This window comes from Congregibacter sp., assembly GCF_047617445.1.
GTDB lineage: Bacteria > Pseudomonadota > Gammaproteobacteria > Pseudomonadales > Halieaceae > Congregibacter.
The window spans coordinates 79,260-101,503 of sequence record NZ_JBLGBE010000002.1 but is presented as its reverse complement, the minus strand read 5'-3'; the positions used below and the strand labels follow the sequence as shown (position 1 = coordinate 101,503).

The following is a 22,244-nucleotide window of genomic DNA, read 5'->3' as shown; positions in this document are numbered from 1 at the left end:
CTATTCACCTGCCTTTTCGTGCATCACAGTTTTAACCCGCGCGATGTCGCGCTGGTTTGCCTGCAAAAGATGCGTCTGACCTAACTGGCCTGTCGCCTTTTGCATGCGCAGCTTGAACTGCTCCTCTCGGAGCGCTAGGAGCTGCTCGCCTAATTGTTCTGCGCTCTGCTCGCGCAATTCGCTGCCTTTCATCACATCACCGATCTTTTAACAAATGCAGTGGCAATCGGAATCTTAGCTGCGGCCAGCTCAAAAGCTTCCCGCGCCAACTCTTCCGACACACCCTGTAATTCGTAGAGCACTTTGCCAGGTTGCACCTGAGCAACCCAATACTCTACGTTACCCTTACCTTTACCTTGGCGAACTTCCAACGGCTTGCCAGTAATCGGCTTATCCGGGAATACACGAATCCAGATCTTACCGCCCCGCTTGATATGACGGGTCATGGCACGACGAGCCGCCTCGATCTGGCGCGCAGTAAGGCGCCCACGACCAGTGGCTTTTAATCCGAATTCGCCAAAGCTAACCTTGCTACCGCGATGCGCGAGACCGCGATTACGGCCCTTCATCGCCTTGCGAAACTTTGTACGTTTTGGTTGCAGCATTCTTCTAAACCCTTAGCTTTTTGGCCGCTTACTTAGCCGCTGCTTTACGGCCGTTACCAGCCTCGTCAGCACCTAGCACCTCACCTTTGAAAATCCAGACTTTTACGCCCAAAATTCCGTAAGTCGTTGCCGCCTCATACGTGGCGTAATCAATATCTGCTCTCAGTGTGTGCAAAGGCACTCGACCTTCTCGATACCACTCGGTGCGCGCAATTTCTGCTCCGCCCAAACGGCCGCTCACCTGAACCTTGATACCCTGTGCACCCTGTCGCATAGCGTTTTGAACTACGCGCTTCATAGCGCGACGGAACATTACTCGTCGCTCGAGCTGCTGTGCCACATTCTGAGCCACTAAACGAGCGTCCAGATCGGGCTTGCGAATCTCTTCAATGTTGAGGTGCACGGGCACACCCATTTTCTCAGCCAATACCTTGCGAAGCTTATCGACGTCTTCGCCTTTCTTACCAATCACAATGCCTGGTCGGGCGGTGTGAATGGTGATACGTGCAGTCTGCGCGGGACGCTCAATAACAATGCGACTCACCGAAGCGTTATCAAGTTTCTTCTCGATAAAGCTGCGCACGTGCAGATCATTTATCAACTGTTTCGCATAGTTCTTGCGATCGGCATACCACACCGAAGTGTGATCCTTGACGATGCCAAGGCGGATGCCCGTGGGATGTACTTTCTGACCCATGTGGTGCTCTCCTAATCCTTTAGCTTTCGCCGTCGGCGACTTTTACTGTTATATGGCAGCTGCGCTTCAAAATACGATCAGCGCGACCCTTGGCTCGCGGACGCAAGCGCTTCATCGTCACACCTTCGTCTACGAACACTGAAGATATCTTCAACTCGTCTACGTCAGCGCCTTCATTGTTCTCAGCATTTGCAATCGCAGAGTTCAGCACTTTACGAACAATCTGTGCTGCCTTCTTATTGCTGTACTCCAGCACAGACAAGGCCTCTTCTACGGGCTTTCCCCGCACCTGGTCCGCAACCAGCCGCGCTTTCTGCGCGGAGATGCGGGCACCTTTCAATCTAGCTGCAACTTCCATCAATCTGATTCCTATTCCGGGCCAGCGCTTAGCGCTTCGCCTTCTTGTCCACAACGTGGCCCTTGAAAGTACGCGTTACTGCGAACTCGCCAAGCTTGTGGCCAACCATGTCCTCGTTCACCAATACAGGCACGTGTTGGCGCCCGTTATGTACGGCAATAGTCAAACCAACCATGTCCGGAGACACCATGGAACGACGCGACCAGGTCTTGATAGGTCGACGATCATTTGCTTCCACTGCTACCTCAACTTTCTTGAGAAGATGCAGATCGATAAACGGGCCTTTCTTCAATGAACGCGGCACTGTTTTCTTCCTCTAATCCTATTCGTCCAATCCCAAAGGGCGCCAGCGTTACTTCTTGCGCCGGCGACGCACGATGAGAGCATCAGTACGTTTGTTCTTGCGGGTCTTGTAACCCTTGGTCGGCGTGCCCCAGGGGCTAACCGGATGTCGACCACCAGAGGTACGACCTTCACCACCACCATGCGGGTGATCGACCGGGTTCATGGCAACACCACGTACCGTAGGACGAACACCACGCCAGCGCGCAGCACCAGCTTTGCCTAACTTACGCAGACTGTGCTCGGAGTTAGAAACCTCACCCAGCGTTGCGCGACAATCAGAAAGCACTTTACGCATCTCACCAGACCGCAGCCGAATGGTCGCGTAACGACCTTCCCGCGCGGCAAGCTGAACCGAAGCACCTGCGGAGCGCGCAATTTGCGCTCCCTTACCAGGCTTCAACTCAACTGCGTGCACTACCGATCCAACCGGGATATTGCGCAAAGGCAAACAATTACCCGCCTTGATTGGTGCTGCTGACCCAGACTGAACAGCATCACCAGCCTTCAAACCCTTGGGAGCGATAATGTAGCGACGCTCGCCATCGGCGAAGAGCAACAGAGCGATATGCGCTGTGCGGTTAGGGTCATACTCAATCCGCTCGACTTTCGCCGGAATTGCATCTTTGTTGCGCTTAAAGTCGATGATGCGATAGTGCTGCTTGTGACCACCGCCAATGTGACGCGTCGTAATACGTCCGTTGTTGTTTCGACCGCCGTTACGCGACTGCTTTTCCAGCAGTGGCGCGTAGGGTGCACCTTTGTGCAACTCCTCACTAACGACGCGAACCTGATGACGGCGGCCCGCTGACGTCGGCTTACTCTTTGCTATTGCCATTTGTCCGCTCTCCCTTACTCAGCTACCGCGAAGTCAATGTCCTGCCCTTGGGCAACGCGAACATAGGCTTTCTTCCAGGTCGGCTTGTGGCTGAACCCGTAGCGATTACGCTTCATCTTGCCCTTGACCTTTAGAGTCTGGACATCCTCAACGCTGACCTTGAAAAGCTGCTCCACTGACTTGCGGATCTCGCTCTTCGTCGCGTCAACCGCAACCTTAAATACATACTGATTATTGGCATCGGCAACAATCGCTGCCTTTTCCGACACATGCGGGCCCATCAGCACCTGAAATACGCGCTCACGGTTCATGCCAGCATCTCCTCAATCTTCTTAACGGCATCCACAGTCACCATGACCTTGTCATGAGACAACAAACTTACTGGATCAATACCCTGCACGTCGCGGACATCAACTTTCTGAAGATTGCGTGAAGCCAGATACAAGTTTACGTTCACCTCATCAGAGATCAGCAGCGCACTGTTCACGCCGTAAGCATCCAACTGACTGACCAGTAACTTCGTCTTAGGTGACTCTAAATCAAACGTTTCAACAACGACCAAACGATCCTGGCGAGCCAGTTCGGAAATGATAGTCTTGAGTCCTGCGCGGTACATCTTGCGATTTACCTTAACGCCGTGATCCTGGGGTCGGGCTGCAAACGTCACGCCGCCACTACGCCAGATCGGTGATCTAATTGTTCCAGCACGAGCACGGCCCGTACCTTTTTGGCGCCATGGCTTCTTACCACCACCACGGACATCAGAGCGATTCTTCTGAGCTCGCGTACCCTGACGGGCTCCGGCAAGAAAAGAAGTCACTACCTGGTGAACCAGATCTTCGTTGTATTCGCGAGCAAAGCTGGCATCTGACACTGAAAGCGTGCCTGCCGACTCATTCCCGGGCTTTAATATACTTAGTTCCACTTATATTCCTCCCGCGCTCAGCCTTTGACGGCCGGACGCACGAAGACGTCCCCACCGGGTGCACCAGGTACAGCACCTTTGATCAGGAGCAGATTACGCTCTACATCTACACGCACGATCTCTAGACCCTGCACCGTTACGTTCACATTACCCATCTGGCCTGACATCTTCTTACCTTTGAAGACGCGACCTGGGGTCTGGCACTGGCCAATAGAACCAGGTGCACGGTGCGACAGTGAGTTGCCGTGGGTGGCATCCTGCATACTGAAGTTCCAACGCTTAATAACGCCCTGGAAGCCTTTACCTTTGGACTTGCCCGCAACATCAACTTTCTGACCTTCTGCAAAACGCTCAACGGTCAGCTCAGCTCCCACCTCGAAAGACTCTTCTTCGGCAGACAAACGGAATTCCCACAGACCACGACCCGCTTCAACGCCGGCCTTAGCGAAGAGACCCGCTTCGGACTTACTCACTTTGGCGGCCTTTCGGCTGCCCGCGGTTACTTGAATCGAACGATAACCATCGCTATCGTTTTCTTTGATTTGAGTAACGCGGTTTGGAGAAACCTCCACTACGGTTACTGGAATAGATGCGCCGTCTTCGGTAAAGACGCGCGTCATGCCGGACTTCCGGCCGACTAAGCCAATAGTCATTTTGCCAACCTCACAGTGTACGGGGCTCTCACCCTCTATGGCCACCCAACTCTTCAACATAAAGGGCCGGGCGTTACACACCCCGCGCCTTGTATTAGTGGCCGGGGCAGGTCTTGCTACGAATTGTCGTTAGCCAAGACTGATTTGTACTTCCACGCCCGCCGCTAGGTCGAGCTTCATCAAAGCGTCAACGGTCTTTTCCGTCGGCTCGATGATGTCAAGAAGGCGCTTGTGGGTACGAATCTCGTACTGATCACGTGCGTCCTTATTTACGTGCGGTGATACCAGCACGGTGAAACGTTCTTTGCGCGTTGGCAGAGGAATGGGTCCTCGTACCTGTGCGCCGGTTCGCCGTGCTGTTTCAACGATTTCCTGAGTCGATGTATCGATCAGGCGGTGGTCAAAAGCTTTCAGGCGAATACGTATGCGTTGATTCTGCACGCGATCAGTCTCCAATCTTGACAAAAAACCAGAGCCCCGCGTTGGGGACCCCGACAAATGGAGCGCGAATTCTAGATATGAGTGCGCCGACTGTCAAGGAGTAATGTGCGAAATATCGCTAGTAGCGACAGCTGAGTCCTCAAGATTGACTCAGGTCAACGACAGCTCGGCTTTCACTTGAGGCGCGCGCACAAAGCGAGAAGTATCGAGAGCATTGCAAATCCCGACAAAGGACCTCATAGCATGGAAGACCTGTTTTCCCTTGGCATCATATAGCTCGCCGTGTTTGCCGCCCACTGGGCGGCCGGAAAAACCAAACTGACGCCGGTACTCTGGTTTCTTGTGATGGGCTGTATTCTGGTCAATGTCGGGGCGCTACCGGAGGATCAGGGCATCTTTATCCGGGATCTTGCAGAAATCGGAATCATTGCGATCATGTTTGCTCTGGGCTTTGAGGAGAATTCTTCGGCGTTTGTGCGAAGCATTCGCCGCAGCTGGGGGATTGCCTTGTTTGGGGCCATAGCGCCCTTCACCGTGGCCTACGCGACAGTTATGTACTTCTGGGGTGATGCTAACGCGGCCTTACTCTGTGCACTTGCCATGACCGCGACTGCGGTGTCGCTCACGATGGTTCCCCTACGCAGCGAAGGGCTGCACAAGACTGATGCGGCAACAGGCATCATGACCTCCGCGGTACTGGACGATATAGCCGCCCTGGCCCTTGTAGCCATCATGGTTCCGATGGCCACGGGCGAGGCGACTTTTAGTATCAATGCGCTGCTGGTCATCGGTGCTAAGGCCGTCGCGTTTTTCGTGCTGATTACGGTGATGGCTCTGTGGCTGTTTCCCATGCAAGGGGCTTTTTTTGACCGCATACCCGGACTCTCCGGATTCAACCTTAGCCGTCTGATCACCATGGAAAATGGAGAGCACGCCACATTGACGGTACTCCTAATAGCGTTATGGGTTGCACTGCTGGGCCACGAATTTAGATTTCACCCTGCAGTGGGCGCTTATATGGCCGGCCTTATTTTAAAGGAGGAATACTTCCTGTTAGCGAGTAACGCCGGAAAGACCGGAGAAACCGTCCACGAGGAAACCCGAAGGATCATTGATAGCGTCGCATTTCTCCTGGATTGGCCCGGTGTTTTTCATTGTTCTGGGTACACACCTGGTTCTGGACCTGGACATATTGATGTCGGTGATGGACGAGGCATTGATTTTGTTTATCGGCCTGTTTGTCGGCCTGTTTGTCGGACAAATCCTGTCAGCGGGACTCGCCGCTCGCTATACCGGCGGCTTCGACTGGTATGACAGTTGGCTCATCGGCTTTGGGATGCTCGGTAGGGCAGAGCTCGCATTTGTGGTAATGGATATAGCCTATGTGCAACATCAGGTGATTACCGAAGAAATGCTTTACACCCTAATGACGACAGCCTTTTGCCTCAACATATCTGTACCGCTTACGATTCGCTGGTGGAAAGGGCGCCGGGGAAATGCTCCGGAGCAGAGTGAAAATGTCTTCAACTAATAAGCGTCCTTCGATGACCTAGCTTGCGCAGTCGATGCAGTGTGTGGCCTCAGGCCTGACCTTAAGGCGATCCGGCGCAATGTCTGCACCGCACTGCACACAACGACCATAACTACCCTCGTCTATTCTGAGTAGCGCAGCTTTTACAGCAGCAATTGCGCCGCGAGTCTCAATACCAATCGCATCCACTACCTCATCGTTCTCTCGCTCTTGGGCCTGCTCTGCAGAATCCGAAGAGTGCTCTTGTGAAGCGTCGCGTTTGAGATTCCCCAGTCGCGCTTTGAGGTCCGATAATCGCTGCGCGAGCTCTAGCTTGGCGCTCAGCAGCTCTTCAACCATCAGTGAGATTCTTTAGTCAACATGCCATATAGCTCATCTTTCAGCTGCAAGCGTTGTCGCTTCGCGTCTTCCTCTGTTCGCGTCGCGACGGGCGTTACCTCGTTTTCCATATTCTCAACCTTTCGAGTCAGCTCATGGTATCGCTCGAAAAGCTTTCGAAAATGCAAATTACTCGTTTTCAACTCGTGTATTTGATCTTTGAGCTCGGGGAACTCGTGCACAAGATCGTGGTGAGGTACGGACATGTAAAGCTCCTTAAATGGGTGTCGATTGATTCGAATCATTGCCATGATTTCATCAATTCATCGCAGCATGGGGTCAGCTTAACGCCCACCTTCCATCCGAGACCATGACCTGTGTCATGATTAATGTCGGATTAGGTTCTGTTTGTCGGCAGGTAGCTGGCATAGGGAAAGGAGGCTAGGTTTATGCAACGCTCGCATTCGGTCGTGATGGGTTACTTGCTTTGGGTCTTCGGATTCATGGGTGCACATCGCTTCTACTACGGACGTCCGATCACCGGGACAATCTGGTTCTTCACCCTAGGCCTTTTTTTTATCGGCTGGATTGTTGACCTGTTTTTGATACCCGCGATGAACGATGACGCGGATCGACGATACTTCGAGGGAAGCGTCGACTACAACATCGCCTGGATACTTCTGACCTTCCTTGGCGCATTTGGTCTACATCGCTTTTACATGGGCAAGCTATTCACTGGTCTCTTGTATTTGCTGACCCTGGGGCTCTTTGGGCTGGGAATTCTTTATGACTACTGGACGCTGAACGAGCAGATTGACGATATCAATGAGTAGCCATGGCCGATATGCATCACGCATATCTAAACCCAGAGCCGCGATGACGCGTCATGTTTACTTTCATGGCTTGCCAGGCTCCGCCGCGGAACTGCACTTTCTCAGCGGCCTCGACATTGAGGCTCCACAGCTTATGCATCCTGCAGACTGGCAATACGCAGCCCAAAGCGCGTCCAATCCCAAGGACTCCTTCATCGGCTTCTCTCTGGGGGCGTTTGGCGCCATCAGAGCCGCCGCCCAAAGAAAATCAGCGAAGTCACTACACCTCATTTCGCCGGCAGCGCCACTGGAACTGGGGGATTTTTTGAACAGCATGGCCGGAGCGCCCGTGTTCAAGGCAGCTCGCACACATCACTACCTACTCACCGCACTGACCTACGGACAAAGGACCCTAGCCCAACTAGCGCCAGAACGGCTGATCAAGCAGATTTTTGCCACCAGCCCAGCCGCTGACAAGACATTGCTTGACGGTCAGGAATTTCGAGACTCCTGCCGCGACGGTATCCACGCCGCGCTAATCAACGACAGGAAACGCTATCTGGCCACCATTCATGCGTATGTGCGCCCCTGGGCGCAGCTCATTGATGAACTGGAATGTCCCGTGCACATTTATCAGGGCAGTGCAGACACCTGGACGCCTCCCGCAATGGCCGAGGCACTCTCACACCGGCTGGGTGATCGGTGCACCCTGGATGTTCTCGATGGGCTGGGTCATTACTCAACCTTGCACCAATCCCTCCCGAAGATTCTGCGCCACGAGGTCGCCAACCCCTAGCAGGCTTTGATCAGCCCCCGCCAGCTTTGGCTCAGTAGCGCGAGCATCACTGCGTTACTGCGCTCGCTGCTGGCGCTTTGACGCTCGGCTTCGCAACACAGCAGGGCTCGCTATAGCCTGCAAAGCCACCAACACCGAAGCCCGCGGATAAATCGAAGACAAAAAAACCCGGCACAAAGGCCGGGCTCTCGAATCAGGCCGTGGCCTGAAACTTTGATCAATTACTCGATGATCTTAGCGACGACGCCAGCGCCTACAGTTCGACCACCCTCGCGGATAGCAAAACGCAGACCTTCTTCCATCGCAATCGGTGCAATCAACGTCACGACCATCTGTACGTTGTCGCCCGGCATAACCATCTCAACGCCTTCTGGAAGCTCACAAGCACCCGTCACATCAGTCGTACGGAAGTAAAACTGCGGACGATAGCCCTTGAAGAATGGCGTGTGACGACCACCCTCGTCCTTGGACAAAACATAAACCTCAGACTCAAACTTCGTGTGTGGCAAAACACTGCCTGGCTTGGACAAGACCTGTCCACGCTCAACTTCTTCACGCTTGGTACCACGCAGAAGTACACCAACGTTCTCGCCTGCACGACCTTCGTCAAGCAGCTTGCGGAACATCTCAACGCCCGTACAAGTCGACTTCGCAGTGTCCTTGATACCGACAATCTCAATCTCGTCGCCCACTTTCACAATGCCGCGCTCAACACGACCCGTCACAACTGTGCCACGACCTGAGATAGAGAACACATCCTCTACCGGCATCAGGAACGGCTGATCAATCGCACGTTCAGGCTCTGGAATGTAAGTATCCAGAGTCTCAACCAAGGTCCTAACCGCCGTCGTACCCAGACCGTTCTCATCTTCACCGTTCAACGCCATCAGCGCCGAACCACAGATGATCGGTGTGTCGTCACCCGGGAACTCGTACTGGTCCAGAAGCTCACGAAGCTCCATCTCAACCAGCTCTTTCATCTCTTCGTATTCTTCTGAATCCGCACCGCCGCAATCTTCTGCCAGCAAATCTGCCTTGTTCAGAAATACAACAATGTACGGTACGCCTACCTGACGTGACAGCAGGATGTGCTCTCGTGTCTGAGGCATAGGACCGTCAGTCGCGCCGCAGACCAAAATCGCACCGTCCATCTGCGCAGCACCGGTGATCATGTTCTTCACATAATCCGCGTGTCCTGGGCAGTCAACGTGAGCGTAGTGACGAACGCCCGACTCATATTCAACGTGCGAGGTCGCAATCGTAATGCCGCGCTCTTTCTCTTCCGGTGCGTTATCAATACCGTCAAACGCTACCAACTCGCCGCCCCATACTTCAGAGCAAACGCGTGTAAGCGCCGCCGTCAGCGTCGTCTTACCATGGTCAACGTGTCCAATCGTGCCCACATTGACGTGGGGCTTATCGCGCTCAAATGCTGCTTTTGCCATTACAACTACTCTCCCTGCACCGGTGACGATTACTCGCCACGCCTCATCTTTGATTCTTCTAAGGTGTCGCGCGATCACCGCGCCCACCACACACAACCTGCACAACAGCTAAAGCAATGGAGCTCATAACCGGATTTGAACCGGTGACCTCTTCCTTACCAAGGAAGTGCTCTACCGACTGAGCTATATGAGCCTGTAGACTGCTTCTGCACCTAAATCCAGCGCCCAACCACTCAACGCCTTGCTGACTTTCGTCAGTCCCTGCCTTCTGAGCAGCACCCATCCTCACGAATGAGCCCAGCATCAGACGCCATTGCTGGAGCGGGTAGCGGGAATCGAACCCGCATCATCAGCTTGGAAGGCTGAGGTTCTACCCTTGAACTATACCCGCGGTAATTACCTTGCCTCGCCAGCACAAGCCACATAGCGCCCTGCACGACCACCTCTCTCGTGGTCGTGCGGCGCTCTCCTACGTCAGCAATACTACAAACCGACGCGTTTATTTGTTTCTTTTCAAAAACTTATGGTGGAGGGAGGTGGATTCGAACCACCGAAGCTTGCGCGTCAGATTTACAGTCTGATCCCTTTGGCCACTCGGGAACCCCTCCGAAAGGCGGCACATTGTCCAGATGAGCCGAACTAATGTCAACTGATTTCTAGGAAGAAACGCCGGTTCAGTAAGGCTAAATGGGTTCAAACGGAGTATCCGCCATTCAGAGTAGCCAGGGATCCTCTCGATTCCAAGTACGGCGAGGAACAAACACTTGCGGGACTAAGTTCTGCACTGAGCACAAAAGCGGTATTCTGCGCCCTACGGTTACGCTGGCTTTGCTGGGGTAACAGCTCGGTAGACTCGTTGCCAGCGGCCGATATCTCGCAGCCAAGGCTCCCCGACCATACCTCAACCGGGATCCAAGCATTGAAACTCTTACGGACCATTAGTGACATCGACGTACGCCCCTCAACAGACACAAATCAAAGCCCATCGCTTTGATCTTTTACGCTCTCAACATTCTTTTCCTCGCCCTGGTTCTCGTTGGTATCAGGCGACGATCGTTAGTGACCGCCATCATCGTCGGCTGTGTCACCTCTGTATTCCTGATCTTGTCGGGCGTACAAATCGTTGCTAACCGGTTTACTGGAGCCGGCGTTGATCAATCGGTGTTTTTTCACCTCAGCGTAGGATTCGATGGGGCTGGATGGCAAGAGTACATTCCGGGGATTGTGATAAGCGCCCTGTTTATTGCCGCATCACTGGCGATTCCGGTGATGCTCTACATTCTGGGACGCTCGCGGAATATGGAAAAGCCGCATCCACTGGCTTTTTTTGCGATTCTCGCTCTGCCGGTCTGTGTTTTCTTACATCCCACTACTACACAAACACTGGGCCTACTTAACGTGAGCCTCGTGCCGCAGTCCGAGTCCGAGAAACGTCAAGAAAAAGCAGGAAAGGAACAGCTTTTTGAGCGCTTTTTCGAAGAACCCGGAGAGCTTGGTTCGGGCAACAATAACAATCTGGTATTCATCTATTTAGAGAGCTTTGAGCGGACATACCTGGACGAAAAGCTGTTCCCAGGACTGGCACCAAACCTGGCAGCACTCGAAAAGCAGAGTCTCTATTTTACTGATGTCCTTAGTTACCGCGGCACAGGATTTACCATCGGAGGACTCGTAGCGAGTCAATGCGGCCTCCCCCTTTTGACAGCAGGCTCGAGTAATTCTATGCGGGGCATGGATCAGTTCCTGCCAAAGGCATCCTGCCTGGGGGATCTTCTGTCGGAAACCGGCATGAGCATGAACTACCTGGGGGGCGCAGATCTCGATTTCGCAGGCAAAGGGAAGTTCCTTTCAACACATGGCTTCAGCCACCCAAAAGGCTTGAAAGATCTAGGGCCACAGCTCCCGGATCCCAGTTACGTATCCAGCTGGGGCCTGTATGACGACTCACTACTAGACCAACTTCGCAGCACACACCGCACGCTAAAGGGCAAAAACGCGCCCTACGCACTCTTCGCTTTGACTATGGACACCCATCATCCGAACGGGCATCAATCAGCATCATGTACGAAACCTTATCGAGACGGTAGTAACAAAATGCTCAACGCCGTTCACTGCTCGGACCGGTTAGTCTCAACACTGATAAGAGAAATCAGACAGTCAGAAGATTTTGAGAACACCGTCTTGGTCGTGGCCTCTGATCACACGGCACTGAGAAACGCAGCCAGCGACCTGCTGGGTAAAGGCCGCCGGCGCAACTTGTTTATGATCTTCACTGCAGCGCAAGCCGGCGGCGTCGCTATCTCCCGCAGAGCCTCGACCTTCGATATCGCGCCCACGGTGCTCTCAGCCCTTGGATGGGAGAACACATCCATCGGCCTTGGGAGAAACCTACTAAAGGGGAAGCCGACCTTCCGCGAGGCCATAGCAGACTTAAACGGAGACACCCTCATCGGGGCCTGGAGCGAAGATGTCAACGCATTCTGGCAGTTCCCGTCTGCGCAAGAGGGCTTCGAAGTTCTACCCGAGGAAAGCGTGGTGGTTATGCAAAATCGACGTTTTGCATTGCCCATTGTTATCGAGTTCGATGACAACCTGAACGTGCGCACAAACGTTTTCGAATTTGATACACGGGGAACCCTTACGCAATACCTGTTAGCACGCACAACTGATGATGCTATTGGATGGATAGATGACTGCAGCAAGGTGCGCGCCATGAATTTAGCGCTTCGAGATCATGGACTCTGCCTGTTCGTGGGTGCACTCTCATCCGAAGACACCATTGAGCGGGAGATCAACGGCAACACAAAGCTTACCGCATCAACACTGAGCAAAGCCCTCCAGTCTGCAACACGCGGCAGTCTGAGTGCAGAGCGACGTCAGAGGTTACGGTCGCTAAACACCCATGGGGTACCCGATGTAGTTATGTACAACGAGAAGCTTGCTCAAGCCAATATCCTGGGCCCGGTTTCTGTATTGTCCAGCGCCGGACCAAAAACGCGGTCTTACATCCAGACAACGAAAAACAAACTAATGCTTCCACGAGGCGTGAACCTTGTGCGCGTCAACAATGCTGGGCGCGCCTCTTTGGTCGAAAACTTTGACGCCTGCAAGATCGGCGCAGACGTGGCAAAAGCACCGACGCGAGACTTCGCGGTCAATCGCAGCCCAAGCTTGGCAGCGCTTTTCATCGTCGTTCATGATTCCGGCATTTGCAGCGATGACACGCTGACAATTTCCGTAAATGGACAAAATCAAGCGTTCAGCAAAATCGGCTTTCGCGCGCCATACGTTGCGAGACTGTCTGCTGACGGCGAGCTGCAGTCCCAACACCTCGGAGAGCGATACACCAAACTGGCAGTCGAACTGGGCAACTAATGCCGGCTAAGCCCGGCTAAGGGAGACTTAAAGAAGAACGTATCTTGGCAAGAACTCGGACTGCTACCCGCTGCTGGGGCCGAGTCATCCGTAAGTCGATCGTTGGACAAACCATTTGAAAAATGGAGCTGGCGACACGAATCGAACGCGCGACCTGCTGATTACAAATCAGCTGCTCTACCTACTGAGCTACGCCAGCCAAATTTCAGGGGCGTGAGTTTAGACAAAGGATGAGCCGGATTCAATCACTCTGAGTAAATAGTGCCGAAGATACTTGGGGATAATTCAACAAGCCGGGGGCTTCCAGTTCCGCCTGCCGCAATAGACCTTCAAAAACGAGAGTAGGTGCCTTGTCGTAAGCAAGATTCAAAACCTTCGCTAATTGCGTCGAGCCGCCGCCACAAAGCAGCAGCTGGGGTCGCTCACCCTGCGCTTCAGCGACCGACATAGCTAGATGCACTGCGCCCGCCTGCGCAAGCAACAAGCCATGACTAACAGCCTCTGCCGTGGATCTACCAGGGGCCAAAGAGGCGTTTGCCGGAGCGCTGTCACGCACACGACCCGTATCTGCGAACAACGCCCGCTCCATCAAGGCCATACCCGGAATGATGTAGCCTCCCTCATGACACCCGTCTGCGGCCACTAGATCTACCGTGAGGGCTGATCCGGCATCCACCACACAGACTCGACCACGGACTCGCTGCCGCGCAGCCAACATGGCCAGCCAGCGATCCACTCCCATGCGCTCAGCGTCCTCATAGGAGTTCACCAATCCATCAAGGGACACGCGGGAAACAGCAAACCAGACACTTTTGCTCAGCCCACTCAGCTGAACAGACAACGCCTTCTGTTTATACGGCGCTGCGACACTTGAGACCAGCACGGTAGCCCCAACAAGATCATCACCTAACTCGTCGATCAACGAATCCGTATCTACTCGTCCCACGCGGAGCGTTCCCAGAGCGCCAACGCACATCCACTTGGCTGCGCTGTTGCCAATGTCCAACAATAGCGTTGCGCCGCTCATGACGATGCTTCCTGCAATCGTAAGGAGACTTCACCGCCATGAATACTCTGCACACCTGTGCTCGTACGCAGCAACAAAGCGCCCCGCTCGTCGACACCCTCCGCCTGTCCCGCAAGACGCTGGCCGCTGTTATCCACAATGACTGATCGGTTCGCAAAGGCGTCCAGGGATTGCCACCGCTCCCGCCACATCGCAAAACCCTGCTGCTCATAGACCGCCAGGGCAGGGAGCAATCGATTCAACAGCTTTCCCGCCAAGAGACTTCGTGAAAAGGACCCATCTGCGAAGGACCGAAGATCGGACCACGGCTGCTCGATTTGATCAGTCACGTAGGCCGGCAACTGCACATTGATTCCAACACCAATGACCACATCACAGGGCCCGGAAAAATCACCGCTCATCTCTACAAGAATTCCAGCGAGCTTCCTACCATCGAGATAAATGTCGTTAGGCCATTTTAAGGAGAGGTTTTCGACACCCAAGTCTCGAAGCGCATCACAGACCAACACGCCCGCCGCCAGAGAAAGACCCTCGAGAACCTCCGCCCCACCTTGAAACCGCCACGCCACCGATAAATAAATGCTGCTCGCAAAGGGGCTCACCCAGAACCGGCCTCGTCGGCCGCGTCCCGCGCTCTGACTTTCTGCAAGGCACACCGATGCACCCGCGATCGCAGCGTCTTGCCGCCGCAACTGCGCATTCGTGGAGTCGATACTTTGATGAATATCAAATTGCGTCAGAAGAGCGGCAGCATCTGCACCCAACGTGTCGCGGATTACAGATTCGCTAAGCAAATCAAGACCACCCTCGATCTGATAGCCTCGGCCTCTGACGCGATTTATCTCGAGGCCTAGTTTTTCCAGCAAGGTCACCTGCTTCCAAATCGCCGTGCGACTGACGCCATACTGTGTGGCAAGCGTCTCACCAGAATGAAATGCGCCATCGGCAAGCTGTATCAAGAGGTCTTTTGCGGACATGGACGAAAGAGCTGACTCCAAAAATGACTGGCGATCATAGCAAAGTCCCCCGCGGTGAACTGCGGCTCAGCGACTAATTACACTTCGAATTTTGTCTCATCACTACGCTTTACGTTAACGTAAACGTAAGGTATTCTTTTAAAATGAACGGAACACAAAAACACTTCAGCATCTCTGAGCTCTCCCGCGAGCTTGAAATCTCTACGCGGACGATTCGTTTTTACGAAGAAAAGGGCTTTATCAAACCTCTTCGCTCTGGTCAGCGGCGTATTTACAGTGCTGCCGATCGCGCACGCATCCGTCTGATCCTTCGCGGCAAACGCATCGGACTCAGCCTCGCGGAGAGTGTTGAGATCATCGATATGTATCAGCCCGGAGAGAGTGACTCCACACAGTTGGCGTCTTTGTTGGCGCGCGTGAGCAAACGCCGCGCCGCACTCGAGCAGCAACGAAAAGATCTTGATGACATGCTCACAGCGCTTGATGAAGTAGAAGATCTTTGTCGCGAGGCGCAGAGCAAGCATCACAACGAACACACCCAAGAAACCCTCATGGCATGACGCGCAAGGAGCTCAGCGTATGAATACCGGATACTCCACTCTCAATTTCGGGCTTGGCGAAGACATCGACATGCTCAGAGATGCGGTTCATCAAATGTGCGAAAAAGAGATCAAGCCTCGCGCTGCACAGATAGATAAAGATAATGATTTTCCCGCAGATCTTTGGCCCAAACTTGGCGCCATGGGGCTTCTGGGAATCACAGTCGATGAGCAGTTTGGCGGCAGCGGCATGGGCTACCTCGCGCACTCCATCGTCATGGAAGAAATCAGCCGAGCTTCTGGCTCAGTGGGCCTGTCCTACGGCGCCATGTCTAACCTGTGCTTAAATCAGATTCAACGCCACGGTGATGATGCGCAACGATCTCACTATCTGCCGAAGCTTTGCTCTGGCGAGCATGTGGGCGCATTGGCCATGTCAGAAGCCAACGCAGGTTCCGACGTAGTCAGTATGAAGCTTCAGGCACGCCGCGAGGGTGACCACTACGTGCTCAACGGCACAAAAATGTGGATCACCAACGGGCCGGACGCAGACGTTTATGTGATCTACGCCAAAACCGATATCCAGGCCGGATCACGCGGCATCACCGCCTTTATTGTCGAGCGCGACTATCCAGGGTTTTCCCGTTCACCAAAGCTCGACAAGCTCGGCATGCGTGGATCGAACACCTGCGAGCTCGTATTTGAAGATTGCAAAGTCCCCGCCGGGAATATTCTCCGCGCAGAAGGCAAAGGCGTAGAGATTCTGATGTCGGGTTTGGACTATGAGCGTACTGTGCTGTCCGGGGGACCCGTAGGCATCATGCAGGCCTGTATCGATGAAGTGCTCCCCTACCTTCATACACGACAGCAATTCGGCCAGGCTATTGGTGAATTCCAATTGATGCAGGGCAAATTAGCGGATATGTATGCTGACTTGAACGCTTGCCGCTCTTACCTGTATACGGTTGCAGCGGCTTGTGATCGTGGTGAAGAAACACGCCAGGACTGTGCCGCGGTTATTTTGTACACCGCCGAAAAAGCAACGCAAACCGCGTTACAGGCTATTCAGGCGCTCGGTGGCTATGGCTACACCAACGAAGCAAACGCCGGGCGCTTCCTGCGCGACGCAAAACTCTATGAAATCGGCGCCGGCACCTCCGAGATTCGGCGTATGCTGATTGGTCGCGAACTCTTCAAGGCCTCGGCCTGAGTATTAGCTTATGACAATTCTTCAGACCCGATACAACGCCAACGACAGCGTCGCGCTGGAAAACCAACGTGCGATGCGGGTTCAGGTAGAAGCGCTGCGCGAGCTGGTAGCAAAGATCAGCGAGGGCGGCGGCGAAGTCGCCCGAGAGCGTCACCTGTCCCGAGGAAAGTTACTACCGAGACAACGTCTCGATGCGCTACTGGATCCGGGAACGCCATTTCTGGAGTTATCCCAACTGGCCGCGCATGACGTCTATGAGGACGATGTACCCGGCGCTGGCCTCATCACCGGCATTGGTCGTGTAAGCGGTCAAGAGTGCATGGTGTTCATCAATGACGCGACGGTAAAAGGCGGCACCTATTATCCGCTCACTGTTAAGAAGCAAGCCCGCGCACAAACTATTGCCGAGCAAAACCAACTGCCCTGTTTGTACCTCGTAGATTCCGGTGGTGCTTTTTTGCCGCTGCAGGATGAGGTGTTTCCTGATCGCGAGCATTTTGGCCGCGCCTTCTACAATCAGGCTCGCATGTCTGCCAAGGGCATCCCACAGCTAGCTGCCGTTCTAGGTAGCTGCACCGCCGGAGGCGCCTACCTGCCTGCAATGGCTGACGAATCGATCATTGTCCGCAAGCAGGGCACTATCTTTTTGGGTGGACCGCCCCTGGTAAAAGCAGCCACAGGCGAGATTGTCAGCGCCGAAGAATTGGGCGGTGCCGATGTTCACTGTCGCCAGTCGGGAGTTACCGATCACTATGCTAACGATGATCGTCACGCCCTCGCACTGCTAAGACAGTCCGTCGCGAATCTCAATCGTGTTAAGCACGCCAATATCGAAATACGAAAGCCCGTGGAGCCGCGCTATCCGGCCACCGACCTCTATGGCATCGTCCCGGCGGACCGGCGCCAACCCTTTGATGTAAGAGAGGTCATAGCCCGCCTGGTTGACGACTCTGCATTTGACGAGTTTAAGGCCTTGTTTGGCGACACCATCGTCTGCGGCTTCGCACGATTGCATGGCTATCCGATCGGCATCGTCGCTAACAATGGCATCCTTTTTTCAGAGTCGGCGGTCAAGGCTGCGCATTTCGTCGAGCTCTGTGCTCAACGCAAAATACCGCTGCTGTTTCTTCAGAACATTACCGGATTCATGGTGGGTCGGGAGTACGAAGCTGAAGGCATTGCTCGCCACGGCGCAAAAATGGTTCACGCCGTAGCTTGTGCGGACGTTCCCAAACTCACAGTGATTATTGGGGGCTCATTTGGTGCAGGAAACTATGCCATGTGTGGTCGATCCTATGACCCTCGCTTTCTGTTTATGTGGCCCAACGCGCGAATTTCCGTAATGGGTGGTGAGCAAGCCGCGAGCGTCCTGGCGACCGTCAAGCAAGACCAGTTAGCTCGGCGCAACGAAAGCATGAGCGACGATGAAGAAGCCGAATTCAAACAGCCGATCCTCGATCGCTATGAAGCTCAGGGCCACCCCTTTTATGCGTCTGCACGTTTGTGGGATGACGGCGTCATCGACCCTGTAGACACACGCCAGGTACTCGCATTGGCGTTATCTGCGGCACTTAACGCACCAGTGACTGAATCACGCTTCGGCGTGTTCCGAATGTAAGGTGCAACTGTCATGACCACAAATAAGCAATCGTTTGTAAGCTGCACCATTGATGCGCAGGGCGTTGCCCGGGTAAGCCTCGACCGTCCAGAAAAACACAATGCTTTTGATGACGCGATGATCGCGGATATGCAGATGCACTTTGACGCCCTCGCGACACGAAAAGACGTTCGGGTAGTGGTCCTCCAGGCCGAAGGGAAAAGCTTTTCGGCGGGCGGCGATCTGGCCTGGATGCAGCGCATGGCAGAGTACGATTACGGGCATAACCTTGACGATGCCCGCGCTCTGGCGACCATGTTGCAGACTTTGAAAACGCTACCGCAGCCGACAATAGCGCGTGTACAGGGAAACGCCTTTGGCGGTGCCGTGGGACTCATCAGCTGTTGCGACATTGCGATAGCAACTCGAACTGCGCTGTTTGGACTTACCGAGACTCGCATCGGCCTTATCCCCGCCGCCATAGGCCCACATGTCATCGAGGCTATCGGTCCGCGCTGGGCGCGACGCCTGTTCCTCACTGCCGAGCGCTTCGATGCTACGCGCGCCGAAAACATTCAACTCGTGCATGAATGTTGCGAAGCGGACGCACTCGACAGCCGTATTGACGATATAGTCGAAGCTCTATTGCTTAATGGCCCCGAAGCCTTAGGCGCAGCGAAGCTACTTATTCGAGACATCGCAGGCAAAGCTGTAGACGCTCAGATGATTGACGACACCAGTGCACGCATCGCCCATATTCGCGTCTCACGTGAAGGCCAGGAAGGCTTGCAGGCTTTTCTCCAGAAGCGTCCACCGGGCTGGGCCACAGGGAGCAACAGCTAATGTTTAACCGAATTCTTATTGCCAACCGCGGCGAGATCGCCTGCCGCGTGATTCATACAGCCCGAGCACTGGGAATACGAACCGTCGCGGTTTACTCCGATGCCGACCGCAACGCGCTTCACGTACAGCTGGCCGATCAGGCCGTACATATCGGGGAATCGGCGGCGACGCTGTCCTACCTAAATCAGGAACGAATCCTAACGGCCGCGAAAGAAACCAGCAGCGAAGCCATACATCCGGGTTACGGGTTTCTGTCCGAGAACGCCGACTTTGCCCGAGCCTGCGAGACTGCCGGTATCGTGTTTATCGGACCAAGCGCAGCCGCTATCGAATCCATGGGCTCCAAGTCGCGTGCTAAAACGATCATGGCGGAAGCTGGCGTCCCGCTGATTCCCGGCTATCACGGCGACGACCAACGCGATGACGTACTTCGTCACCAGGCTGACGCTATGGGCTATCCCGTGCTGCTCAAGGCAACCGCAGGTGGCGGCGGCAAGGGCATGCGTGCCGTGAATGAGGCCAGTGAGTTTGCTGAAGCTCTCGCAGCTGCCCGACGCGAATCCGCGGCCAGCTTCGGCGATGACCGCATGCTAATCGAAAAACTCATCCAGCGTCCCAGGCACGTGGAAGTTCAGGTCTTCTGTGACGGACATGGCAACGGTGTTTATCTGGCCGAGCGAGACTGTTCCATCCAACGCCGACATCAAAAGGTCATCGAGGAAGCACCCGCGCCAGGACTTAGTGACGAACTGCGCCAAGCCATGGGCGAGGCCGCCGTCGAGGCCGCACGTGCCATAGACTATCTGGGAGCAGGAACCGTAGAGTTTCTATTAGATGCCTCCCACAAATTCTTCTTCATGGAAATGAACACGCGGCTACAAGTAGAACACCCGGTAACCGAAATGATCACGGGGCAGGATCTTGTAGAGTGGCAGCTACGCGTGGCTTCAGGAGAGCCGCTTCCGCTCAGTCAGACTGAGATTCGCATTGACGGACATGCGATGGAAGCACGTATCTATGCCGAAGATACGGAACAAGGTTTCCTTCCTTCCACAGGGGTTATCAGTTACCTACGCTTACCGCCAGAAGGGCCATCGCTGCGCATCGACACTGGTGTCATAGAAGGCAGTGAAATCAGTCCCTACTACGACCCGATGATCGCCAAGCTGGTGGTACATGGAGATACTCGAGAAGAAGCCCGCCGGCGACTCACTAGCGCGCTCAGCGCCTTCCGCGTTGCCGGACCAGCCAGCAATATTGCCTTCTTGTACAACATCGCCTCCTTGCCCGCATTTGCACACTGTGATCTTGATACCCATTTTATCGAGCGCCATAGCGAAGACCTATTCAGAGCGCCCCCGGCGCAGAAAAATCGCGACCTTGCCGCAGCTGCTTTGGCATTGCTGTCCTTGCGACGCCGCGCAAACCAAAGCCCTGGCAATGACCGCTTCTCGCCTTGGGCGGATAGTCGTGGGTGGCGTATGAACACACCCCATCGCCAACGCTTTGATGTGTTGTGCCACGGTGACGAGTACTTGGTAGAGCTGGTGGATCGCGGCGACTACCTGGAACTACTGCTGGACGACGAAACCGCCACCATTCGCGGCGACCTCAAAGATGATGTCCTGATGCTAGAGCTGGATGGCCATCGCTATCGCGGAAGCTTTGCCCGCGAAGATAACGAGTTCACGGTGTTCTGGGACGACGGTGCGTTTCGTTTTGCAGAGAAGCAACTTCTAGTTGCAGATACAAGCGCGGCCGTAGCAGGCGACAGTGAATTTGGCGCACCCATGCACGGCACCGTGGTCGCGCATCTTGTGGAGCCCGGAACAACGGTAGCCGCAGGCGATGCGGTTGTGGTTATTGAAGCCATGAAAATGGAGCAAACGCTCCGGGCGCCGTCTGCGGGTCGGGTTAATGGGTTCCGGTGTAAGCCCGGGGACCTCGTAGATCGCGGCGCCAGTCTGGTCGACTTCGATCCTGAGGTATCGGAGTGATCAACGCTGTCCGTTATCCAAAAGAGGTCTCTTTGGTCGAGGTTGGGCCACGTGATGGTCTTCAGAACGAGAGTACTCCGCTGCAAACAGACGACAAGATAGCTCTGGTAGAGGGTCTTGTAGAAGCCGGACTTCGGTACATAGAGACCGGAAGCTTCGTCAATCCGCGCTGGATACCGCAGATGGCTGATAGCTCAGATGTATTCCACCGCATTGCGCGGGCACCCAGCGTTACCTACGCAGCGCTAACACCTAATCTTAAGGGGTTTGAGCGTGCAATGGCGGCAGGCGCCAGCGAAGTCGCTGTGTTTGCAGCCGCCTCGGAGTCATTTTCTCAACGCAATATTAATTGCTCAATCAGCGAAAGCATTGAGCGCTTCCGTCCGGTCATGGATGCGGCAGACACGGCCGGCATCGCTGTGCGGGGCTATGTGTCCTGTGTGCTCGGCTGCCCTTACGAGGGCGACATCAAACCCGCTGCCGTGCTCGCAGTCTGCCAGGATCTTCTGGCGCTCGGATGCTACGAAGTATCCCTGGGAGACACTATCGGCACGGGCACACCGGGATCCATGGACGCCTTGCTAAACACGCTTGTTCCCGCGCTGGGCGCGCATAAATTGGCGCTGCACTGTCATAACAGCTACGGGCAAGCTCTTGCCAATATTCTGATCGGCTTGCAACACGGCATTACGCGTATTGACAGCTCGGTAGCTGGCCTAGGCGGCTGCCCCTATGCCACCGGCGCCAGTGGAAACGTTGCAAGTGAAGACGTCGTTTACATGCTACAGGGATTGGGCATCGAAACGGGTGTTGATCTCGATGCCCTGATCGCCGTGGGTGAGTCGGTTTGCAAAAAACTCGGGCGTGACAGCCAGTCCGCTGTTGCCAAAGCCAGAGGCGGTTAAGCGCCTGACATTG

26 protein-coding genes and 4 tRNA genes are annotated in these 22,244 nt (G+C 54.6%); 11 read left to right on the top strand and 19 right to left on the bottom strand.

The window, feature by feature from the left end; all coding sequences use genetic code 11:
- The 10 genes from rpmC to rpsJ form a co-directional block, all read right to left on the bottom strand.
- The gene (gene rpmC / locus ACI9KD_RS01365; protein ID WP_414979343.1) at nt 1-192 is read right to left on the bottom strand and encodes a 50S ribosomal protein L29; all 192 of its coding nucleotides are present in this window, start codon (nt 190-192) and stop codon (nt 1-3) included.
- Nucleotides 192-605, bottom strand: a complete 414-nt coding sequence (gene rplP / locus ACI9KD_RS01360; RefSeq protein ID WP_414979342.1) for a 50S ribosomal protein L16 — start codon at nt 603-605, stop codon at nt 192-194. Before rplP ends, rpmC begins: the two co-directional genes overlap by 1 nt.
- A gap of 28 nt (nt 606-633) precedes the next feature.
- Nucleotides 634-1,302, bottom strand: a complete 669-nt coding sequence (rpsC, locus tag ACI9KD_RS01355; protein ID WP_414979341.1) for a 30S ribosomal protein S3 — start codon at nt 1,300-1,302, stop codon at nt 634-636.
- A 19-nt stretch (nt 1,303-1,321) separates the two neighbouring features.
- Nucleotides 1,322-1,660: a 50S ribosomal protein L22 gene (rplV, locus tag ACI9KD_RS01350; protein WP_414979340.1), complete on the bottom strand. Its 339-nt coding sequence runs from the start codon at nt 1,658-1,660 to the stop codon at nt 1,322-1,324.
- Nucleotides 1,661-1,688: 28 nt separating this feature from the next.
- The gene (rpsS, locus tag ACI9KD_RS01345; RefSeq protein ID WP_009024884.1) at nt 1,689-1,964 is read right to left on the bottom strand and encodes a 30S ribosomal protein S19; all 276 of its coding nucleotides are present in this window, start codon (nt 1,962-1,964) and stop codon (nt 1,689-1,691) included.
- Nucleotides 1,965-2,012: 48 nt separating this feature from the next.
- Nucleotides 2,013-2,840 (bottom strand): 50S ribosomal protein L2, encoded by an 828-nt coding sequence (rplB, locus tag ACI9KD_RS01340; protein WP_414979339.1) that lies wholly within the window; start codon nt 2,838-2,840, stop codon nt 2,013-2,015.
- 14 nt (nt 2,841-2,854) lie between these two features.
- Nucleotides 2,855-3,151, bottom strand: a complete 297-nt coding sequence (gene rplW, locus ACI9KD_RS01335) for a 50S ribosomal protein L23 (RefSeq protein WP_414979338.1) — start codon at nt 3,149-3,151, stop codon at nt 2,855-2,857.
- A complete protein-coding gene (gene rplD, locus ACI9KD_RS01330) occupies nt 3,148-3,765 on the bottom strand; it encodes a 50S ribosomal protein L4 (RefSeq protein WP_414979337.1) in 618 nt (205 codons plus the stop codon). Before rplD ends, rplW begins: the two co-directional genes overlap by 4 nt.
- Before the next feature lie 17 nt (nt 3,766-3,782).
- Nucleotides 3,783-4,418, bottom strand: a complete 636-nt coding sequence (rplC, locus tag ACI9KD_RS01325) for a 50S ribosomal protein L3 (RefSeq protein WP_414979336.1) — start codon at nt 4,416-4,418, stop codon at nt 3,783-3,785.
- Between the two features lie 129 nt (nt 4,419-4,547).
- Nucleotides 4,548-4,859, bottom strand: a complete 312-nt coding sequence (gene rpsJ, locus ACI9KD_RS01320; protein WP_414979335.1) for a 30S ribosomal protein S10 — start codon at nt 4,857-4,859, stop codon at nt 4,548-4,550.
- Nucleotides 4,860-5,141: 282 nt separating this feature from the next.
- On the opposite strand from rpsJ, the gene ACI9KD_RS01315 reads away from it, so the two are divergent.
- Nucleotides 5,142-6,173, top strand: a complete 1,032-nt coding sequence (locus ACI9KD_RS01315) for a cation:proton antiporter (RefSeq protein WP_414979334.1) — start codon at nt 5,142-5,144, stop codon at nt 6,171-6,173.
- Nucleotides 6,055-6,390, top strand: a complete 336-nt coding sequence (locus tag ACI9KD_RS01310; protein ID WP_414979333.1) for a cation:proton antiporter — start codon at nt 6,055-6,057, stop codon at nt 6,388-6,390. The genes ACI9KD_RS01315 and ACI9KD_RS01310 overlap by 119 nt, the downstream gene beginning before the upstream one ends.
- 18 nt (nt 6,391-6,408) lie before the next feature.
- Here the strand turns inward: ACI9KD_RS01310 and ACI9KD_RS01305 are convergent, their stop codons facing one another.
- Nucleotides 6,409-6,729: a TraR/DksA family transcriptional regulator gene (locus ACI9KD_RS01305; RefSeq protein ID WP_414979332.1), complete on the bottom strand. Its 321-nt coding sequence runs from the start codon at nt 6,727-6,729 to the stop codon at nt 6,409-6,411.
- Complete coding sequence (locus ACI9KD_RS01300) at nt 6,729-6,974, bottom strand: YdcH family protein (protein ID WP_414979331.1); 246 nt, start codon at nt 6,972-6,974, stop codon at nt 6,729-6,731. Before ACI9KD_RS01300 ends, ACI9KD_RS01305 begins: the two co-directional genes overlap by 1 nt.
- Nucleotides 6,975-7,157: 183 nt before the next feature.
- Here ACI9KD_RS01300 and ACI9KD_RS01295 point away from each other — a divergent pair, with 183 nt between their 5' ends.
- The gene (locus tag ACI9KD_RS01295; protein WP_414979330.1) at nt 7,158-7,541 is read left to right on the top strand and encodes a TM2 domain-containing protein; all 384 of its coding nucleotides are present in this window, start codon (nt 7,158-7,160) and stop codon (nt 7,539-7,541) included.
- Between the two features lie 43 nt (nt 7,542-7,584).
- On the top strand, nt 7,585-8,316 hold the full coding sequence (locus tag ACI9KD_RS01290; RefSeq protein WP_414979329.1) for a hypothetical protein: 732 nt from the start codon (nt 7,585-7,587) through the stop codon (nt 8,314-8,316).
- 221 nt (nt 8,317-8,537) lie between these two features.
- Here the strand turns inward: ACI9KD_RS01290 and tuf are convergent, their stop codons facing one another.
- From tuf to ACI9KD_RS01270, 4 genes are all read right to left on the bottom strand, one after another.
- Nucleotides 8,538-9,761, bottom strand: a complete 1,224-nt coding sequence (gene tuf, locus ACI9KD_RS01285) for an elongation factor Tu (RefSeq protein ID WP_414979328.1) — start codon at nt 9,759-9,761, stop codon at nt 8,538-8,540.
- Nucleotides 9,762-9,878: 117 nt separating this feature from the next.
- A tRNA-Thr gene (locus ACI9KD_RS01280) sits at nt 9,879-9,954 on the bottom strand.
- Nucleotides 9,955-10,078: 124 nt separating this feature from the next.
- Nucleotides 10,079-10,152: transfer RNA gene (locus tag ACI9KD_RS01275), tRNA-Gly, on the bottom strand.
- A gap of 133 nt (nt 10,153-10,285) precedes the next feature.
- Nucleotides 10,286-10,369, bottom strand: a tRNA-Tyr gene (locus ACI9KD_RS01270).
- Nucleotides 10,370-10,820: 451 nt separating this feature from the next.
- On the opposite strand from ACI9KD_RS01270, the gene ACI9KD_RS01265 reads away from it, so the two are divergent.
- Entirely contained in the window at nt 10,821-13,136 is a 2,316-nt protein-coding gene (locus ACI9KD_RS01265) for a sulfatase-like hydrolase/transferase (protein ID WP_414979327.1), read from the top strand.
- Nucleotides 13,137-13,259: 123 nt separating this feature from the next.
- Here ACI9KD_RS01265 and ACI9KD_RS01260 read toward each other — a convergent pair.
- From ACI9KD_RS01260 to birA, 3 genes are all read right to left on the bottom strand, one after another.
- Nucleotides 13,260-13,335, bottom strand: a tRNA-Thr gene (locus tag ACI9KD_RS01260).
- Between the two features lie 42 nt (nt 13,336-13,377).
- Nucleotides 13,378-14,163, bottom strand: a complete 786-nt coding sequence (locus ACI9KD_RS01255; protein ID WP_414979326.1) for a type III pantothenate kinase — start codon at nt 14,161-14,163, stop codon at nt 13,378-13,380.
- Entirely contained in the window at nt 14,160-15,140 is a 981-nt protein-coding gene (gene birA, locus ACI9KD_RS01250) for a bifunctional biotin--[acetyl-CoA-carboxylase] ligase/biotin operon repressor BirA (RefSeq protein ID WP_414979325.1), read from the bottom strand. Before birA ends, ACI9KD_RS01255 begins: the two co-directional genes overlap by 4 nt.
- 143 nt (nt 15,141-15,283) lie before the next feature.
- On the opposite strand from birA, the gene ACI9KD_RS01245 reads away from it, so the two are divergent.
- The 6 genes from ACI9KD_RS01245 to ACI9KD_RS01220 are packed head-to-tail and all read left to right on the top strand — an operon-like array spanning nt 15,284 to nt 22,231.
- Nucleotides 15,284-15,700: a MerR family transcriptional regulator gene (locus ACI9KD_RS01245; protein ID WP_414979324.1), complete on the top strand. Its 417-nt coding sequence runs from the start codon at nt 15,284-15,286 to the stop codon at nt 15,698-15,700.
- A gap of 19 nt (nt 15,701-15,719) precedes the next feature.
- Nucleotides 15,720-16,889 carry an isovaleryl-CoA dehydrogenase gene (locus ACI9KD_RS01240; RefSeq protein WP_414979323.1) on the top strand — a complete coding sequence of 390 codons (1,170 nt, stop codon included), beginning with the start codon at nt 15,720-15,722 and terminating at the stop codon, nt 16,887-16,889.
- A gap of 10 nt (nt 16,890-16,899) precedes the next feature.
- Nucleotides 16,900-18,507 carry a carboxyl transferase domain-containing protein gene (locus tag ACI9KD_RS01235; protein ID WP_414979322.1) on the top strand — a complete coding sequence of 536 codons (1,608 nt, stop codon included), beginning with the start codon at nt 16,900-16,902 and terminating at the stop codon, nt 18,505-18,507.
- A 12-nt stretch (nt 18,508-18,519) separates the two neighbouring features.
- Entirely contained in the window at nt 18,520-19,329 is an 810-nt protein-coding gene (locus ACI9KD_RS01230) for an enoyl-CoA hydratase/isomerase family protein (RefSeq protein ID WP_414979321.1), read from the top strand.
- Nucleotides 19,329-21,326, top strand: coding sequence for an acetyl-CoA carboxylase biotin carboxylase subunit (locus ACI9KD_RS01225; protein ID WP_414979320.1), 1,998 nt, complete (start codon nt 19,329-19,331; stop codon nt 21,324-21,326). Before ACI9KD_RS01230 ends, ACI9KD_RS01225 begins: the two co-directional genes overlap by 1 nt.
- A complete protein-coding gene (locus ACI9KD_RS01220) occupies nt 21,326-22,231 on the top strand; it encodes a hydroxymethylglutaryl-CoA lyase (RefSeq protein WP_414979393.1) in 906 nt (301 codons plus the stop codon). Before ACI9KD_RS01225 ends, ACI9KD_RS01220 begins: the two co-directional genes overlap by 1 nt.
- Nucleotides 22,232-22,244 lie beyond the last annotated feature (13 nt).

Coding starts and splice junctions, on each gene's coding strand:
- ACI9KD_RS01240 (WP_414979323.1), top strand. CDS start 15,720: ATGAATACCGGATACTCCACTCTCAATTTCGGGCTTGGCGAAGACATC.
- rplW (WP_414979338.1), bottom strand. CDS start 3,151: ATGAACCGTGAGCGCGTATTTCAGGTGCTGATGGGCCCGCATGTGTCG.
- birA (WP_414979325.1), bottom strand. CDS start 15,140: ATGTCCGCAAAAGACCTCTTGATACAGCTTGCCGATGGCGCATTTCAT.
- rplC (WP_414979336.1), bottom strand. CDS start 4,418: ATGACTATTGGCTTAGTCGGCCGGAAGTCCGGCATGACGCGCGTCTTT.
- rplV (WP_414979340.1), bottom strand. CDS start 1,660: ATGGAAGTTGCAGCTAGATTGAAAGGTGCCCGCATCTCCGCGCAGAAA.
- rpmC (WP_414979343.1), bottom strand. CDS start 192: ATGAAAGGCAGCGAATTGCGCGAGCAGAGCGCAGAACAATTAGGCGAG.
- ACI9KD_RS01255 (WP_414979326.1), bottom strand. CDS start 14,163: ATGAGCGGCGCAACGCTATTGTTGGACATTGGCAACAGCGCAGCCAAG.
- ACI9KD_RS01230 (WP_414979321.1), top strand. CDS start 18,520: ATGACCACAAATAAGCAATCGTTTGTAAGCTGCACCATTGATGCGCAG.
- ACI9KD_RS01225 (WP_414979320.1), top strand. CDS start 19,329: ATGTTTAACCGAATTCTTATTGCCAACCGCGGCGAGATCGCCTGCCGC.
- ACI9KD_RS01310 (WP_414979333.1), top strand. CDS start 6,055: ATGTCGGTGATGGACGAGGCATTGATTTTGTTTATCGGCCTGTTTGTC.
- rplP (WP_414979342.1), bottom strand. CDS start 605: ATGCTGCAACCAAAACGTACAAAGTTTCGCAAGGCGATGAAGGGCCGT.
- rpsC (WP_414979341.1), bottom strand. CDS start 1,302: ATGGGTCAGAAAGTACATCCCACGGGCATCCGCCTTGGCATCGTCAAG.
- ACI9KD_RS01305 (WP_414979332.1), bottom strand. CDS start 6,729: ATGGTTGAAGAGCTGCTGAGCGCCAAGCTAGAGCTCGCGCAGCGATTA.
- tuf (WP_414979328.1), bottom strand. CDS start 9,761: ATGGCAAAAGCAGCATTTGAGCGCGATAAGCCCCACGTCAATGTGGGC.
- ACI9KD_RS01300 (WP_414979331.1), bottom strand. CDS start 6,974: ATGTCCGTACCTCACCACGATCTTGTGCACGAGTTCCCCGAGCTCAAA.
- ACI9KD_RS01290 (WP_414979329.1), top strand. CDS start 7,585: ATGACGCGTCATGTTTACTTTCATGGCTTGCCAGGCTCCGCCGCGGAA.
- ACI9KD_RS01295 (WP_414979330.1), top strand. CDS start 7,158: ATGCAACGCTCGCATTCGGTCGTGATGGGTTACTTGCTTTGGGTCTTC.
- ACI9KD_RS01235 (WP_414979322.1), top strand. CDS start 16,900: ATGACAATTCTTCAGACCCGATACAACGCCAACGACAGCGTCGCGCTG.
- rplB (WP_414979339.1), bottom strand. CDS start 2,840: ATGGCAATAGCAAAGAGTAAGCCGACGTCAGCGGGCCGCCGTCATCAG.
- ACI9KD_RS01245 (WP_414979324.1), top strand. CDS start 15,284: ATGAACGGAACACAAAAACACTTCAGCATCTCTGAGCTCTCCCGCGAG.